General features: G+C 33.2%; 12 protein-coding genes. 9 read left to right on the forward strand and 3 right to left on the reverse strand.

The genetic code is table 11. The annotated features are described in order from the left end of the window. Positions 1-18: 18 nt before the first annotated feature. The 5 genes from C8C87_RS09315 (at position 19) to C8C87_RS09335 (ending at position 7438) form a co-directional block, all read left to right on the forward strand. On the forward strand, positions 19-3954 hold the full coding sequence (locus C8C87_RS09315) for a PAS domain S-box protein (RefSeq protein ID WP_158589739.1): 3936 nt from the start codon (positions 19-21) through the stop codon (positions 3952-3954). A gap of 86 nt (positions 3955-4040) precedes the next feature. Continuing rightward, on the forward strand, positions 4041-4901 hold the full coding sequence (locus C8C87_RS09320) for a neutral zinc metallopeptidase (protein WP_121342410.1): 861 nt from the start codon (positions 4041-4043) through the stop codon (positions 4899-4901). Positions 4902-5099: 198 nt separating this feature from the next. After that, positions 5100-6389, forward strand: a complete 1290-nt coding sequence (locus C8C87_RS09325) for a DEAD/DEAH box helicase (protein ID WP_121342411.1) — start codon at positions 5100-5102, stop codon at positions 6387-6389. Between the two features lie 378 nt (positions 6390-6767). Then, positions 6768-7151 (forward strand): DUF2853 family protein, encoded by a 384-nt coding sequence (locus C8C87_RS09330; RefSeq protein ID WP_121342412.1) that lies wholly within the window; start codon positions 6768-6770, stop codon positions 7149-7151. Beyond that, positions 7151-7438, forward strand: a complete 288-nt coding sequence (locus tag C8C87_RS09335) for a hypothetical protein (protein WP_121342413.1) — start codon at positions 7151-7153, stop codon at positions 7436-7438. Before C8C87_RS09330 ends, C8C87_RS09335 begins: the two co-directional genes overlap by 1 nt. Before the next feature lie 440 nt (positions 7439-7878). On the opposite strand, the gene C8C87_RS09340 is transcribed toward C8C87_RS09335, so the two are convergent. Then, positions 7879-8700: a winged helix-turn-helix domain-containing protein gene (locus tag C8C87_RS09340; RefSeq protein ID WP_233550024.1), complete on the reverse strand. Its 822-nt coding sequence runs from the start codon at positions 8698-8700 to the stop codon at positions 7879-7881. Between the two features lie 178 nt (positions 8701-8878). Here C8C87_RS09340 and C8C87_RS09345 point away from each other — a divergent pair, with 178 nt between their 5' ends. Further along, positions 8879-9427 carry a hypothetical protein gene (locus C8C87_RS09345; protein WP_121342415.1) on the forward strand — a complete coding sequence of 183 codons (549 nt, stop codon included), beginning with the start codon at positions 8879-8881 and terminating at the stop codon, positions 9425-9427. Between the two features lie 152 nt (positions 9428-9579). On the opposite strand, the gene C8C87_RS09350 is transcribed toward C8C87_RS09345, so the two are convergent. After that, positions 9580-10278, reverse strand: coding sequence for a pseudouridine synthase (locus C8C87_RS09350; protein WP_121342416.1), 699 nt, complete (start codon positions 10276-10278; stop codon positions 9580-9582). A 156-nt stretch (positions 10279-10434) separates the two neighbouring features. Beyond that, positions 10435-11970 (reverse strand): YifB family Mg chelatase-like AAA ATPase, encoded by a 1536-nt coding sequence (locus C8C87_RS09355; protein WP_121342417.1) that lies wholly within the window; start codon positions 11968-11970, stop codon positions 10435-10437. A gap of 232 nt (positions 11971-12202) precedes the next feature. Between C8C87_RS09355 and C8C87_RS09360 the strand changes: the two genes are divergently transcribed. The 3 genes from C8C87_RS09360 (at position 12203) to C8C87_RS09370 (ending at position 16964) form a co-directional block, all read left to right on the forward strand. Further along, positions 12203-15196: an amidohydrolase family protein gene (locus tag C8C87_RS09360; protein ID WP_121342418.1), complete on the forward strand. Its 2994-nt coding sequence runs from the start codon at positions 12203-12205 to the stop codon at positions 15194-15196. A 73-nt stretch (positions 15197-15269) separates the two neighbouring features. Further along, on the forward strand, positions 15270-16577 hold the full coding sequence (locus tag C8C87_RS09365) for an amidohydrolase family protein (protein WP_121342419.1): 1308 nt from the start codon (positions 15270-15272) through the stop codon (positions 16575-16577). 9 nt (positions 16578-16586) lie between these two features. Next, positions 16587-16964 (forward strand): PH domain-containing protein, encoded by a 378-nt coding sequence (locus C8C87_RS09370; RefSeq protein ID WP_099714982.1) that lies wholly within the window; start codon positions 16587-16589, stop codon positions 16962-16964. Positions 16965-16991 lie beyond the last annotated feature (27 nt).

The following is a 16991-nucleotide window of genomic DNA, read 5'->3' on the forward strand; positions in this document are numbered from 1 at the left end:
GCTTCTAATCTTTTAACGATGAATACTCTTTTATGGCTAATAATTGCTGCTTTATTTGTTTTTCTTGGGTATAAAATTTACACCATCAAGTCTACTTTAAGAAGCAAACTTTTAAAAAAAGGAGTCGAAACGGTTACAAAAAGCAAAGAATACCAACTTTATTTACTCTTTTTAGGCATCATCCTTCCTGCAATAGAAGTGATTTTTGAAATTTTTAAAATTAGACCTGTAAGTCTATTAGTGCCAAACTGTACTATTGGCTTTACTTTAATTTTATTGTATTTCATAAGTACCAGATCTATTATTGTATTTAGGCACATCAAACAAATTTTCATTGCGCTGTTCATAATCTATTTTTGTTTTATAGCCCGTAATCTAATTTATTCGCCAAGTGATGTTATCCCTATAACCGCTTTTGTAGTTTGTTTTTACTTTGCTTACAATGTATTACGACCTATAAAAGTGTATTGGTTTTTTGTTACATCCGTTTTTATCTTCATAGGTATCTCTTATGTTTTAGAAGCAATACCGTTAAAAACTAATATTGCACTATTTATTTATTGTTCTATAATTCTGATTATAAATTACATTCATCACGTATCATTATTAAATATTGATGTTGAATTTCGTTTTAACAATCAAATTATCAACAAAGGAAATTCACTTATTCTGGCAACAAATAAAAAAGGTGAAATTGTTTTTTGCAGCGAAAATGTGGAAACTATTTTAGGATATACCGTTGATCAGGTTATGGGATTGGGTTACTGGAAACTAACCGAAGACCCTGAATTTTATGGGGAAGATTATCACACTAAATTTAAGGTTGACAGAATGTTTATCCGAAAAATTAAATGTAAAAATGGAGAATACAAGCACATACAATGGAATGACAAAAGATTTTCAGACGATTTAATTATAGGTATTGGTCAGGATGTAACCAATGAAGTTCATTTGCAAAGTCAATATGAAAATTTAATTCAAAATGCCATTGACCTTATTTTTGAAGTAGATGAAAATGGTAATTTTACCTTTATTAATGAATTTACAATCAAAACTTTAGGTTTCAAAAAAAAAGAAATACTAACCAGACATTATTTAGAATTCATACGTGAAGATTACTGCAACAGCATCATGGATTTTTACCAAAACCTGTTAGAAAATGAGCAAAACTTCCCTACGATTGAATTTCCATTATTGAAGAAGAACGGAGAAGAAATATGGGTTTCCCAAAAAGTTATCATTAATCGAAATGACACTGGAAAAATAATAGGATATTCTGGTATTGCTAGAGATATTACGAAATTCAAGGATATTGAATTTGAAAATAAAATTCGTCAGAAAAAAGTAGAAGAATACAACAAAACGATTAAAAAACTATCGACTACAAACTTTAGTAATTACAAAAATTTGGACCTTAGCATAATGCAAATCATTGAATCTGCTGCAAAAGTCAGTAAATGCTCTCGCGTTAGTTATTGGAATTATACCGAAGATGTAATAACTTGTAAAAATTTATATGAATTAGAAACCAATACCTATAGCAAAGGATATGTTTTAGAAAAAGAAAATTATCCTATTTACTTTGAATCTATAAAAAGTAAAAAGCAAATTTGTGCGCCAGATGTTTTAGACAAATGGGAATTATCTGAATTTATAGAAAATTATTTTCTAAAATACGATATCAAATCACAACTCGATATTCCCATTTTTATCAATGGGGAATTAATGGGAACCATTAGTTTTGAAACTTCAAAACATAAAAGATATTGGGATAATGACGATATTATTTTCGCCAGAACAATTTCGGACATTGTATCATTGACCATAATTTCGCACAGTAGATATGAAGCTGAGAAAAAATTAGAATACAAGAGCGACCTTTTATCAGCAATGGCACTGTGTACAGAGAAGTTTTTAAACAGTAAAGATATAAATGATATTTTCTCGGATGTACTCATTATTATGGGAAAAGCAACAAAAGCCCATCGAGCCTATTACTATGAGAATGATGAAGATACTGGATTAATAAGTCAAAAATACCGATGGATAATTCACAATATAAAACTAACTGAGAATAATGTAAAGCTTCAAAATTTACCATACGAGTACTTTGAAGAGCTAATAACACCACTTTTAAACAATAAAATATACAGAGCCATAATTCCTAAAATTGAAAATATTTCTTTGAGGAATAAATTAGCAAATGTAGATGTGGTTTCATTGATACTTTTTCCAATTTTTGTGAGAAACAAATTCCATGGTTTTTTAGGATTTGATGACACCCAAAATGAACGAGTATGGTCAGAGGATGAAGTTAATATTTTACAAACATTAGCCAGTAACATCGCCTCTTCTATTGAGCGTCTTGCTAACGAGACAGCTATAAATGAAAGTGAAGAAAAGTTCCGATTATTAGCCAATAATATTCCCGGAACCGTTTATTTATCTAATTATGATGAAAATAACACTAAAATTTACATTAATGATGAAATTGAAAAACTAACAGGATATGCAAAATCAAATTTCCTGAATGACCAATTATCTTTCATTGATTTAATTCATCCAGAAGATAAAGCAATTACAATTGCAGCACAAAAAAATGCCATAGAAAACAAAAGAGCCATTCACTTAACGTACCGAATTATACACAAAGACAATCATATTGTTTGGGTAGAAGAGTTTGGAGATGCAATTTACAAAGATGGAAAAATTGCATTTATTGAAGGTATTTTTATTGATATTACGGAGAGAAAAAAAACAGAAACCGTTGTACAGCAAAAGGAATTAGCTGAAGCAGCCAACAGGGCAAAATCAGAATTTTTGGCAAATATGAGCCACGAAATTAGAACACCTTTGAACGGAATTATTGGTTTTACTGATTTATTGATGAATACTAATCTGGGAGTAACCCAAGGAAAATATATCACGACGGTAAATCAATCGGCACATTCTTTATTGGACATCATCAATGACATTCTGGATTTCTCAAAAATTGAAGCCGGAAAACTAGATTTATTTATAGAGAAATATGATATTGGAGAAATGTTAGGTCAAATTATTGATTTAATATTATATGAATCCAATCAAAAAAGATTAAACTTAAAACTCAATATAGCCTCAGATATTCCTAAATATTTTTGGGTAGACAGCGTACGTTTAAAACAAATATTGATTAATCTGCTTGCCAATGCAGTAAAATTCACTGAAAAAGGTTCGATACAATTAGATGTAACCGTCATTGAAAAAATAGACGATTCTAATGCTAAAATTCGTTTTGCAGTAATTGACACCGGAATCGGGATTTTAGAACAAAATAAAAAGAAAATATTTCAGGCATTTTCCCAAGAAGACAGCTCAACGACCAGAAAATTTGGTGGTACGGGATTGGGATTAACCATTTCGAACCAATTATTAGGTTTAATGAATAGCCATCTACAACTAGAAAGCGAAATTGATTCAGGTAGTACTTTTTATTTTGATTTGAATTTAAAAACCAGCAACGAACCAGAAGAAAAAGGTAGCTTATTTGAAACTGATTTCGATTCTATTAAAGATATAGTCGTTAAAAGAAATATCAGTATCAAAAAAATCAAAATAATGATTGTTGAAGATAACAAAGTAAATATGTTATTGCTAAAAACAATTATTAAAAACTTATATATAAATCCGGTTATTTCTGAAATTACAAATGGCAAAGATGCTGTAGATCAATTTGAAGCATTAAATCCAGATATTATTTTTATGGATATCCAAATGCCTATCATGAATGGATATGAAGCTACCCAATTAATCAGAACTTTAAAATCAGGGCAAAATGTACCAATTATTGCTATAACTGCTGGTACCGAAAAAGAAGAAAAAGAAAAATGCCTCAAAGCGGGAATGAATGATTATATCCCAAAACCAATTATAAAAGGAATTATTGAAGAAACAATTTCTAAATGGACTAGTTAACATCTTCTAAAAAAGAATATTTATCGTTTAAAATTTTATACTTTTATGTATATTCATTGTTTAACAACAACTAAAAATAACACAATATGAAATGGAGTGGTAGACGTTCAAGTGAAAATTTTGAAGACCGTAGAGGAATGTCTTCTGGGGGAAAAACAATTGTAGGAGGTGGAATTATTGGTATTATTATCTTATTATTGAATGTTTTTGGAGGAGAAAATGCCCAAATGCTGACGCCAATTTTAGAACAATTCAATCAGGGACAAAGCGCTCCTACTGAACAAAGAGACCTAACCGCCGCCGAAATTGAAGAAGGTAAATTTATAGAAGCAATATTAGTAGATACCGAAGATGTGTGGTCAAAAATATTTGAGGAAAACAATATGCAATACAAAAATCCTAATTTAGTATTGTTTACTGGAGGTGTTGAAACCGCTTGTGGTAATGCCACCTCAGCTTCGGGACCTTTTTATTGTCCTGGGGATCAAAAAGTATATATGGATTTGGCTTTCTTTGAAGAACTGAAAACTAGATTTGGAGCCCAAGGAGGTGATTTTGCTACCGCTTATGTAATTGCTCACGAAATAGGACATCATGTACAAACCTTATTAGGAACTTCTGCTAAAATGAGACAAATGCAAGAAGGAAAAAGTGAAGCCGAAGCCAATAAATTATCCGTAGCTTTAGAATTGCAAGCTGATTTTTACGCAGGAGTTTGGACGCATTACAATCAAAAAATGAACAATTTCTTGGAAGAAGGCGATATTGATGAAGCTTTAAGTGCCGCCCATGCGGTGGGTGATGATGCCATTCAATCTAAAATTCAAGGACATATTGTTCCGGAGTCCTTTACACACGGAACTTCGGCACAACGTAAATCCTGGTTTATGAAAGGCTATAAAACGGGTGATATCACTCAAGGAAATACTTTTGCAGATTTAGAATAAAAATTTATTTTAAAAACATTCAGATAAAAAATAGGGCAAATAGTCCTATTTTTTTGTTTCTAACAGATTAAAACGAAGAACTTTGATTTTATCTAAACAAAATCAAGCAATCAAAAGCACATCAAAAAATTAGCAGTACCTTTGCGCCCACTTAAAGAAGTAAACTAAATAATAGTGTTTGCTTCATAAACACCATTTATGTCATTTAACTCATTAGGTTTATCTGATGCTTTATTAAAAGCCATCAGCAAAAAAGGATATACAACACCTTCTCCAATACAACAAAAAGCAATTCCGCCAGTTTTAGAAGGAAAAGATGTATTAGCATCTGCACAAACAGGAACAGGTAAAACAGCCGGTTTCACACTACCCATATTACAATTGTTATCGCAAGGAAAACACTTAAGCCATAGACCTGTTCGTGCCTTAATATTGACTCCAACACGAGAATTGGCCGCACAAATACTTGCCAATATAAAAGAATACAGTGAATTCTTAGATTTACGCAGCGCAGTAATATTTGGAGGTGTAAACCAAAAACCACAAGTTGCTCAATTGCGCCAAGGAGTTGATATTTTAGTGGCAACGCCTGGTCGATTAATCGATTTGCAAAATCAAGGTTTAATATCGCTTGCCAAAGTTGAAATCTTAGTTTTAGATGAAGCAGACCGTATGCTGGACATGGGTTTCTTACGTGACATTGAACGAATCTTGAAAGTATTGCCAACAAAAAGGCAAAACTTATTGTTTTCGGCAACCTTTTCAAAAGACATCAAGAAATTGGCAATGGGCATTTTGCACAACCCGGTTCATGTTGAAGCAACCCCAGAAAATACAACAGTCGATGCTATTATTCAAAAAGTATATCCTGTTGCCAAAGAGAAAAAAACAGAACTGATCATTAAATTGATTACGGAAGGAAACTGGAAACAAATTTTAGTTTTTACCCGTACCAAACAAGGCGCCAATAAACTGACGGAAAGCATGATTAGCGCCGGAATCAAAGCAGCTGCCATTCACGGAAATAAAGGTCAAGGCGCACGAACCAAAGCATTAGCAGGTTTCAAAGACGGAAGCCTAACCGCTTTAGTCGCCACTGATATTGCAGCGCGAGGATTAGATATTCCGTTATTACCGCATGTGGTTAATTTTGAATTGCCTAATATTCCTGAAGATTACGTGCACCGCATTGGTAGAACTGGAAGAGCCGGAGCAAGTGGAGAAGCTATTTCATTATTTAGTCCGGACGAAACTGTCTTTTTACGTGATATAGAAAAATTAGTGGGTTTGAATTTGCCTAAAGAAAATATCAAAGGTTTCGAACCCGATCCTAACGCTTCCAAAGAACCAATTAAACAAGGGCAAGGAAGACAACAACGCAATTCAACTCCGCGAAAACCAAAAACAGACACTACAAACCGAAGCAGCAATAACAGTTTTGGTCCAAGACGCCCAAGTCAAAATAATGACCGACGCTCTAATAGATAATTAATTTTTATTGTTTTTTAGGAGCAGAATAAGTTCGTTTCTTAAGAACGTATTTCCCGCTATACATTACAAACCTTCTTAGGGCTGAACACCAGCTCTAAGAAGGTTTTTCATTTCAAACGAAGTTCATTGAACTCCATTTAAAATATAAGCTAAGTGAAGTAATCGGGGCTATTCAGAGCGTTTTTACTTCCATAAATCCATTTTGTAAATTCATATCACGAATCTACATTAGCTAGATGATTTGTAAGAAAAAATCAATATATTTGAGATAAAATAACATGACTGTTGTCATACCTATCTACCCTAAATTGGGTGGCTTTGTATGATTTTGTCATACATATATACTAGTTGTAGGTAATATTAAAAGAAAATAAGATGTCTAAAAGAGAAGAATTAATTATTAAATACGCAGCAGAACTTAAAGAAAAAATTGGAGAAGTTCCTGATATTGATTTTCTTAAAAAAGTAGTTATTGGTTTAGGACCTTCAATTTATAACTCTGATTCTTCTACTATTTCAGGAATAGACAAATCTGAATTAGAAACTGTAAAAAACAATTTTTTGATTAAAAAATTAGGTTTAAGAGATGGTCCTGAATTAAATAATGCTATTGAATCTATACTGAATAAATATGGGGAATCTAATAGAACTAAATATAGAGCGGTTGTATATTATCTTTTAGCAAAGCATTTTGGTAAGGAGGAAGTATATTCTCAAGTAAATACTCAAAAAGGAACTGGACCAAGAAAAAAAGAATAATGGCAAAATCAAAATTATCCGAATATAAAAACGATTATTACTTTTTTACTGGTAAATTAAGTGAAATAAATAGACAAATTGCTTTTGCTGGAATTGCTCTAATTTGGATTTTTAAAAATGGTGAAAATTCGGATGTTAAAATTGAAAATGAATTAATTCTGCCTGCAATCTTAATAGTATTAGCATTAGCATTTGATATTTTTCAGTATATATATCAGTCAATTACTTGGTCAATATTTTACACCTATTATAATCGAAAAAACAAATCGGAAGAAAAAAAAAATTAAGTCTCCTGAATATTTGAATTATCCATCTTGGTTGTTTTTTATTATTAAGGTTATTCTTGTTTTATTAGCATATTGGAAAATTTTATTTTTTTTAATAGATAAATTTTTGAAATAAAATACGCTACGCAAAGTCTCCAACTTTGAGTATATGTTTCTCAGTCTCCGACTGACCTTAAAATTCAAATATTTGAAAAATAAAATCGGTTAAAAACCGAAAGTCACTTCCTCAAAGTCGGAGACTTTGTGGAACGTTGTGATAAACATCTGCAATCAAAAATCGTTAATCAAAAATCTGAAATCTGTTCCTCTTTATACTGAAAACTATTGTTTCTAAATACAACAATAATTTAAAACATTACTTTACAAATTAGTATGCTATTACCATACGTTAGGAGCGCGAAGTTTTTAGCTTCGCTCAGTTCAGCTTTTAGCCTCGGGGCTTAAGAACTAACTTCAAGCTTATATCCTTTGTTGCGTACTACAACAATGTTACTATTCGGATCCAGTTCTAGTTTTTTTCTAAGTTTTGAAATGAACATATCCAAACTACGTCCAACAATAATACCTTCATCTTCCCATAGCTCTTTTTGCAATCGGCTTCTCTCTATAGTCTCGTTAGGAGATAATGCAAAAATGAGCAGCAAACGCGTTTCTGTTCCGGTCAGATCTATGGTTTCTTTATTTATAAGCAGTTGCCGTTTCTTCGCATCAAATACGACCGAACCGAAAGTGAATATCTGGTTATGGTCATCTTTTGGTAAGTCGCTCTTTGGCTTAACCGACCTCAAAAAAACAAAGCCAACAAATCCTAAAAGTGACAAGCCACCCAAAAAATATTTATTCGTTGCTGTAATTAGGCTATTCGTTTTAAATTTAATGTTAATCATATAACATCCTTTAGGTTGCCTTCTTCCTATACACGCTACAATATCATCTTTTTTATTTTTGGATATAGCATATCCATAAGCAACACTGGAGTTGCCACAGTTAAGTACGTTAACAACATAATCATTTGCAAATGGATCTTTGCCTAACAAACGCTGAGTAGTATTCACCAGGGAGTCGGTTTGAAAAGTAAGCTCATTCTCAAACCTGATTTGATATTCATTTTCAGCTATCTTTTTTACGGGAAGAACTATTGATGTACTGTCGCCAGATTGTAAGAGTATTTCATGTCCGATTCTGCGGAGTAAAACTTCCCTTCTGGCAATATCAAAATCGTCACTATCATCCTTACTGAAAGCCATAAAGATTGCAGCCATAAATAGGAGTGCCAATAACCCAAACAGATATTTACGTCTTCCAGAAAGGAGATTTCGACTAAGATGCATTGTGTAAAGTATTTATTTACAAAGTTTACATTTTTATTTACAATCCCAATCTATCAAATCGTAAAATATCAATGTAAATTCGTGAAATCAATTTAAAAGATATGATAAAATGAAAAAAATCATCTACGTGCTGATCTTACCGCTGGTTGTGGTAATCGGACTAGTATTTGCTAATCGTGAAATTAAAAATGAAACTAAGACATCTCAAAAGAAGTTGTCCGTTGCTGACAGGAAAGCCAACTTGGATGAACGAAAAAAATGGGAAGCTTCTCCTGACGGGATAAAGTACATAGAATGGGAGGTTTCTCCTGAAGGAAAAAAAGTACATGCCAGTTATGATAAAATAAAGAAGTCCATAAAGGCTTTCACCAATATGGAGGCAGTGGTAACGTCACTTACTTTTCAGCGTGCAAATGCGAAATCATCAGGAACAAAATGGCTTATAGTCAAGATTAATGGCGAAGAATACATGATGCAATTTATTCCTAAGGATTTTCAGCAGTTAAATAGCCTGAAAGTTAACGACAAAATAATTGTAAGAAGCCGCAGCGCAGGGTATTCGCATAATCATCCATATTTGATTATATCGGGCGACTATATTGCGCGAAATAATAAAATACTTTTTAAACGCGACTTTAGCAAAAATAAAGGTTGCTGAGGATTAGGGCTTTATTGGAATTCCCCTCGCGCTAGCAATCTCATTATCGATTTTGCAGAGGTTAAATATCTGAAATCTGTTCCTCTTTATACTGAAAACTGTTGTTTCCAAATACAACAATAATCTAAAGCAATACTTTACAAATCAGTATTCTATTCATAGGTATTCAAATCTAGTTTCAGAATAGTACCTACTCTACTAAACTCTTCATTAATCTTTGCATTCAAGATAAGTGGTTCATTTGTTATGGGATGATTAAAAATTAACTGATGTGCATGAAGCATCATTCCTTTCAGTTCAAAATTCTCCAACCATAATTTATTTTGTTTGTTACAACCATGTGGCCGACTTCCTAAAATGGGATGAAAAATATGTTTAAAATGTTTTCGTAATTGATGCATACGTCCCGTTTCAGGAATCGCTTCTACCAAACAATATCGTGACGTTGGTTTATTGTTAAATTCTAACTCAATTTGGGTAGTTTGCAATCGATGAAAGTAGGTTATTGCATTTTGTATAATGCCATCATCATTGGTTAAATCATAATCAATCGTCAGTTCTTCGGGTGACCAACCACGTAAAATTGCTAAATACTTTTTTTCGACTTCGCGTGTGGCAAAACGATCATTCATAATTTTTAAAACATCCTTGTCCAATGCAAATAACAAGACGCCAGATGTTTTGCGATCTAACCGATGAACAGGATAAACGTGTTGTCCTCCTATTTGATTTCTCAATTCTTGAATCGCATAAACTTTTGCATCACGCGCATAAAATGATTTGTGGACCAACAATCCACTTGGTTTATTAATTGCAATAATATATTCGTCTTGGTACAGAATTTCTAACATTTGGCAAAAATAAAAGAGATTCCTATCGAAATCTCTTTTTTGACGTATTTATTTCTATACTTTTCTTTTTCCCACGCTAGCTCGAGCGTTTTCTCAATTTTGCAGCTGTTAAATATCTAAAATCAAATATCGTTAATCAAAAATTTGAAATCTATTTTAGCCCAACCAACCATCTCTATCCAAGCTGCGATATTGAATCGCTTCGGCAATATGGCTCGAAATTACTGTAGGAGCTGCGTCCAAATCGGCGATTGTTCTGGCTACTTTCAAAATACGATCGTAGGCCCTAGCGGAAAGATTCAATCGCTCCATGGCGGTTTTTAATAATTGCTTGGAAACATCGTCCAAGGCACAATATTCCCGAATGTGTTTCGTATTCATTTGAGCGTTATAATGGATGTTTTCCATTTGCTCAAAGCGTTCCGTTTGAATTTCTCGTGCTTTAGTCACTCGTTTTCGAATGTCAACACTGCTTTCTGCTTTTTGGTCATCAGATAATTTTTCGAAAGGAACTGGAGTTACTTCAATATGAATATCAATTCTATCTAATAAAGGTCCGGAAATCTTACTCAAATACCGTTGCATTTCGTGTGGCGAAGAAGTTTGTGGAGAATCAGGATCATTGAAGAAACCACTTGGACTCGGATTCATACTCGCCACCAGCATAAACGAGGACGGATAAGTAACCGTAAACTTGGCTCTGGAAATTGTCACTTCCCTATCTTCCAAAGGTTGACGCATCACTTCCAAAACATCTCTCTTAAATTCCGGCAACTCATCCAGAAACAAAACGCCGTTGTGTGCCATAGAAATTTCTCCGGGCTGTGGATAACTTCCTCCTCCGACAAGCGCCACATTAGAAATTGTATGGTGCGGACTACGAAACGGACGTTGATTCATCAACCCTACTTCCTTTAATTTTCCGGCAACACTATGAATTTTAGTTGTTTCTAACGCTTCACGCAAGGTCATCGGCGGTAAAATACTAGGCAATCGTTTGGCTAACATCGTTTTTCCTGCACCTGGTGGGCCAATCAAAATAATATTATGTCCGCCGGCTGCTGCAATTTCCATGCAACGCTTGATGCTTTCTTGTCCTTTGACATCACTAAAATCGAATTCTGGAAAGTCTAAGGTTTTATAAAATTCGGCTCTCGTGTCAATAGTTGTTGGTTTCAGCGTTCCTTTTCCTTCGAGGAAATCAATCACTTCCTGAACATTTTCGATTCCATATACATCTAAACCAGCCACAATCGCCGCTTCTTTTACATTTTGCTTTGGAAGAAAAAAGCCTTTAAAACCTTCTTCTTTGGCTTTTATAGCAATAGGCAAAGCACCACGTATCGGCTGAAGGCTTCCATCAAGGGAAAGTTCTCCCATAATGATGTATTTATCAATATCCTCAGCTTTTATTTGCCCGGATGCGACCAAAATTCCAATTGTTAAAGTCAAATCATAAGCAGAACCTTCCTTGCGTAAATCAGCAGGCGCCATATTTATGGTGATTTTTTTTCCCGGCATGGCGTATCCATTATTTTTGAGTGCCGCCGCAATACGATAACTGCTTTCTTTGATAGCATTGTCTGGCAAGCCAACTAAATGATATCCAATACCTTTATCAATATTTACTTCTACAGTAATTGTTGTGGCTTCCACTCCAAAAACAGCACTACCAAAAACTTTAACTAGCATATTTACTTATTTGATTCTAAAATTAGCTAAACATTTTTTAATTATTATAATTATTCCTACAAAATTTAAAAATGATACAGAATAGTAGAAAATTATGTCAAAATAATTAGAATAATATTACGGAGTCGCTCGATTTGTTTTTTTTCTTCAAAAAACAAATGTTAAAATCTAAAAAAAATAATGCTTAACATATTCCTTTTTTTACTTTTAGAGAATAATTAGAAACTATACTATGAAAAAAATCTTACTTCTACTGTATTTCAGTGTTTTATTACCAAAAACCTACGCACAAGAGTACTTTCCAAATAATGAAAGTGTTCAAAACAAAAACACCAATTTTACCGCTTTTACAAATGCAAAAATTTATGTTACACCAACACAAATTATTGAAAAAGGGACTTTATTAATCCAAAACGGAAAAGTTATTGGTGCAGGAAATAACATCGCTATTCCTAAAAACTGCATGACAATTAACTTAGAAGGAAAATCAATTTACCCTTCATTTATTGATATGTACACCAGTTTTGGAATCGAAAAACCAAAAGGAATCAGCAGTACTGAAAGAAATCCTTTGTATGACACAAAAAAAACAGGACATTACTGGAACGAAAGTATTCGTTCAGAAGTAAATGGATATGAAAGCTTTAAATACGACCAACCTAAAGCTGAAGAATTATTAAAAGCAGGATTTGGTATCGTAGGAACTCACGTTCAGGACGGAATTGCTCGCGGATCAGGAACACTGATTGCCTTGAATAATTTTGATAAAAGCAATCAATTATTATCTGATAAAGTAACCAATCATTTTGCATTTACTAAAAGTGCCACAACAAATCAAGCCTATCCAAGTTCTTTGATGGGAATGATGGCATTACTGCGTCAAATGTATTTAGATTTAGATTGGTACAAAAAAGGAAATGCCACAACCAAAGATTTATCCTTGGAAGCGTTATCCAATAATGAAAAACTAGTTCAAATATTTGCTTCAGAAGACAAATTAAACAGTTTGAGAGCTTCCAAAATAGCGAAAGAATTTGGTTTAAATTTCATCTTGAAAGGAAACGGAAATGAATTTGAACGAATTGAAGAAATCAAAAAAACAAATTCGAAATTTATTATTCCAATCAATTTCCCGGAAGCTTATGATGTTTCTGACCCAAACCAAGCCAATCAAATGGAATTGAAAGACTTGCGTTTTTGGAATCAAGCACCAACCAATCTTAAAATTTTATCTGATAATGGAATTGTTTTCGCTTTGACGACCGACAAACTAAAGAAGCTGGAAGATTTTAGACCGAACCTATTAAGAGCCATTAAATACGGATTTGATAAAACGAAAGCATTAGAAGCTTTGACAACTATTCCTGCTTCAATTTTAGGAAAAAGTAATGAAATAGGAAGTTTGAAAACAGGAAGTTTAGCCAATTTTATAATTGCATCCGGTGAGATTTTCAATGAGAAAACAATATTATATGAAAACTGGGTTCAAGGGAACAAATTTGTAATTAACGATATTACAATTAAAGATATTCGTGGAAATTATGATTTAACCATTAACACTGAAAAATACAAATGGAAGATTGATGGCGAAGTTTCAGCACCAAAATCTGAAATAACAACTGTTGACAACAAAAAAATAAAATCGAAACTTACTTTTACCAATAATTGGATTTCTACGGTAATCAAACCTATCGATTCTACTAAAACCAGTTTCACAAGATTAATTGGATATGTTGAAGACAATCAGACTCTTTCAGGAAAAGCGGTTTTATTCAATGGAAATGAAGTGAAATGGTCAGCAATAAAAACAGCTCCTTTTGTAAAAGCTATCGACTCTTCAAAAATTGAAAAGAACAATGCAATTATGCCTACAACATTTCCTAATGTTGCTTATGGTAATTTGAAAAAACCAACTACACAAACACTTTTATTTAAAAATGCTACCGTTTGGACCAATGAAAAAGACGGTATTTTAGTAGAAACTGACGTATTGGTCAAAAACGGAAAAATTGCCTCTATTGGAAAAAATATTGCTGATGCTTCAGCAACAATTATTGATGCCAAAGGCAAACATTTAACCAGCGGAATTATTGATGAGCATTCTCATATTGCAATTTCTAATGGTGTAAATGAAGGCGGACACAATTCCAGTGCCGAAGTAACCATCCAAGATGTAGTAAATTCTGAAGACATTAATATATACAGAGATTTAGCCGGTGGAGTTACCATTTCTCAATTATTACACGGTTCAGCAAATCCAATAGGTGGACGTTCTGCAATTGTAAAATGGAAATGGGGCGCTTCTGCAGAAGAGATGCTTTATAAAGATCAACCTGGTTTTATCAAGTTTGCTTTGGGAGAAAATGTAAAACAAGCAAACTGGGGAATCACTAATCCTACTCGTTTTCCTCAAACCAGAATGGGTGTGGAACAAGTTTTTACTGATTACTTTCAACGTGCTAAAGAATACGATACCGCTTGGAAAAATTACAATGCAACTGGTAAAAAAGCAAAAGCGAAAGCTCCAAGAGTGGATTTAGAACTACAAACATTAGCTGAAATATTAAATAAAGAGCGTTTCATTACTTGTCACTCTTATGTACAATCGGAAATTTTGATGTTAATGAATGTAGCTGATAAATTTAATTTTAAAGTAAATACGTATACCCATATTCTTGAAGGATATAAAGTTGCTGATAAAATGAAAGAGCACGGTGTAGGAGCCTCAACTTTCTCAGATTGGTGGGCTTATAAATTTGAGGTAAATGATGCCATTCCTTTCAATGGACCTATTATGCACAATGCAGGACTTGTGGTAGCCTACAACTCTGATGATGCTGAAATGTCAAGAAGATTGAATCAAGAAGCAGCAAAGGCAGTAAAATATGGTAATATTTCAGAAGAAGACGCATGGAAATTTGTAACCTTGAATCCTGCTAAATTATTACATATCGATGATAAAGTAGGAAGTATAAAAGTAGGTAAAGATGCTGATATTGTATTGTGGAATGCCAATCCGTTATCTATTTATGCAAAAGCTGAAAAAACGTTAATCGAAGGTGTAGTCTATTATGATGCTCAAAAAGATGCAGAACAAAGAGTAGCTATTGCTAAAGAACGAAATGAGTTGATTGGTCAATTATTGCAAGAGAAAAATAAAGGGATGATCACTCAAGAACCTAAAAAAACAGAGAAAAAAGAATACCACTGTGATACTATGGAATAATAGCGGAATAATTTGAATTTCAAAAAACCGAGCTTTTACAAAAAAGCAAAGCAATTTTTAAAAATATACAAATATGATTAGTAAAAAAATATATCTTTTAGTGTTAGTCTGTAGCATCTCAATGCTTGCAAGAGCACAACAAACACCAGCCGTTAAGCAATCAAAATCTATTTTGATTCTTAATGCTACGGCACATTTAGGAAATGGAGAAATAATCGAGAACAGCGCAATAGGATTCGTTGATGGAAAAATTAATTTGGTAGCAGATGCCAGAGTGATTCGGCTTGCAGAAGGCACTTATGACCTCACTATTGACGCAGCTGGAAAACATGTTTATCCGGGCTTTATTGCCCCAAATTCAACTCTGGGTTTAGTAGAAATTGACGCCGTAAAATCTTCTGATGATGAAGACGAGATTGGAACTATGAATCCTAATGTTAGAAGTATTATTGCCTATACAGCTGATTCTAAAGTAATAGAAACTGTTAGACCAAACGGCATTTTGATGGCACAAATCACACCACGTGGCGGAACAATATCTGGTTCTTCTTCAATTGTTCAATTGGATGCTTGGAACTGGAAAGATGCACTTATAAAAGAAAATGATGGAATTCATGTTAACTTCCCTACTACTTTTAGAAGATCAGGTTCTCGATTTGAACCAGGAGGTATTGAAACCAATAAGGATTATGCAAAACAAGTTTTAGAGCTGTCTGCTTTTTTAGCTAATGCCAAAGCCTATTTAGGGGATGGTTCAAAAGATCGAAATTTGGTTTTAGAATCTACTAAAGGATTGTTTGATGGAAGCCAAACGTTATTTATTCATGCCGATGAAGAAAAACAAATTATCGATGCAGTACAATTTGCAAAAGAAAATGGAGTTAAGAAAATGGTGATTGTTGGTGGATACGAAGCCTATAAAACAGCCGAATTATTACAAAAAAACAATATTGGCGTATTGCTTAAACGAGTTCATGAAATGCCAGAAAATGATGATGATGATATTGATTTACCATACAAATCAGCTAAATTATTGACAGACAAAGGTGTTGTGGTTGGCTTAGAAAATAGCGGTGCGCATGAAAGAATGAACACTAGAAACTTACCGTTTTTAGCTGGAACATGTGCCGCATATGGTCTAGACAAGGAGCAAGCTTTGCAATTAATAACATCAAATACTGCCAAAATATTGGGAATTGATGCTCAATGTGGAACCTTAGAACAAGGAAAAGATGCTACTTTATTTATATCCGAAGGTGATGCTTTAGACATGAGAACCAATAAATTGACCAATGCTTTTATTCAAGGAAGAACAATTAGTCTGGAAACGCATCAAACTAAGCTGAACGAAAGATATAAAACAAAATACAATCAAAAATAAATTAAAATAATGGGACTATTTAATGCCATCTTAGGCAATGCATCTGAAGTAAACATTGAAAATGTTTCAAAAGAATTTGAGCCAATCTTAATTGATGGAGAAATAATTGAGAAAGCATTCAAACTCATCCGTGACATGTTTGTTTTTACTAATAAAAGGCTGATTTTAGTCGAAAAACAATTGGTTGGAACCAAAGCTGATTATGTATCAATCCCCTATTCCAGCATCAAGAAATTCTCTAAAGAAAGTGCCGGTATAATGGATTTGGATGCGGAATTAAAAATTTGGTTAAACAACGATAATACACCAATTGTCAAACAATTTGGTAAAGGAGGAAACAACATCAATGAAGTGTATAAAATTCTAAGCCAACATCTTTTAAAATAAAGACATAATTCATTAACTTTAACTTTA

The organism is Flavobacterium sp. 120 (assembly GCF_003633605.1).
In the GTDB taxonomy this organism is placed as follows: Bacteria; Bacteroidota; Bacteroidia; order Flavobacteriales; family Flavobacteriaceae; genus Flavobacterium; species Flavobacterium algoritolerans.

Bases quoted from the DNA above. Each gene is read 5' to 3' on its own strand.
- C8C87_RS09350 (WP_121342416.1), bottom strand. From the start codon at position 10,278: ATGTTAGAAATTCTGTACCAAGACGAATATATTATTGCAATTAATAAA.
- C8C87_RS09325 (WP_121342411.1), top strand. From the start codon at position 5,100: ATGTCATTTAACTCATTAGGTTTATCTGATGCTTTATTAAAAGCCATC.
- C8C87_RS09340 (WP_233550024.1), bottom strand. From the start codon at position 8,700: ATGGCTGCAATCTTTATGGCTTTCAGTAAGGATGATAGTGACGATTTT.
- C8C87_RS09360 (WP_121342418.1), top strand. From the start codon at position 12,203: ATGAAAAAAATCTTACTTCTACTGTATTTCAGTGTTTTATTACCAAAA.
- C8C87_RS09345 (WP_121342415.1), top strand. From the start codon at position 8,879: ATGAAAAAAATCATCTACGTGCTGATCTTACCGCTGGTTGTGGTAATC.
- C8C87_RS09355 (WP_121342417.1), bottom strand. From the start codon at position 11,970: ATGCTAGTTAAAGTTTTTGGTAGTGCTGTTTTTGGAGTGGAAGCCACA.
- C8C87_RS09335 (WP_121342413.1), top strand. From the start codon at position 7,151: ATGGCAAAATCAAAATTATCCGAATATAAAAACGATTATTACTTTTTT.
- C8C87_RS09320 (WP_121342410.1), top strand. From the start codon at position 4,041: ATGAAATGGAGTGGTAGACGTTCAAGTGAAAATTTTGAAGACCGTAGA.
- C8C87_RS09365 (WP_121342419.1), top strand. From the start codon at position 15,270: ATGATTAGTAAAAAAATATATCTTTTAGTGTTAGTCTGTAGCATCTCA.
- C8C87_RS09330 (WP_121342412.1), top strand. From the start codon at position 6,768: ATGTCTAAAAGAGAAGAATTAATTATTAAATACGCAGCAGAACTTAAA.
- C8C87_RS09370 (WP_099714982.1), top strand. From the start codon at position 16,587: ATGGGACTATTTAATGCCATCTTAGGCAATGCATCTGAAGTAAACATT.
- C8C87_RS09315 (WP_158589739.1), top strand. From the start codon at position 19: ATGAATACTCTTTTATGGCTAATAATTGCTGCTTTATTTGTTTTTCTT.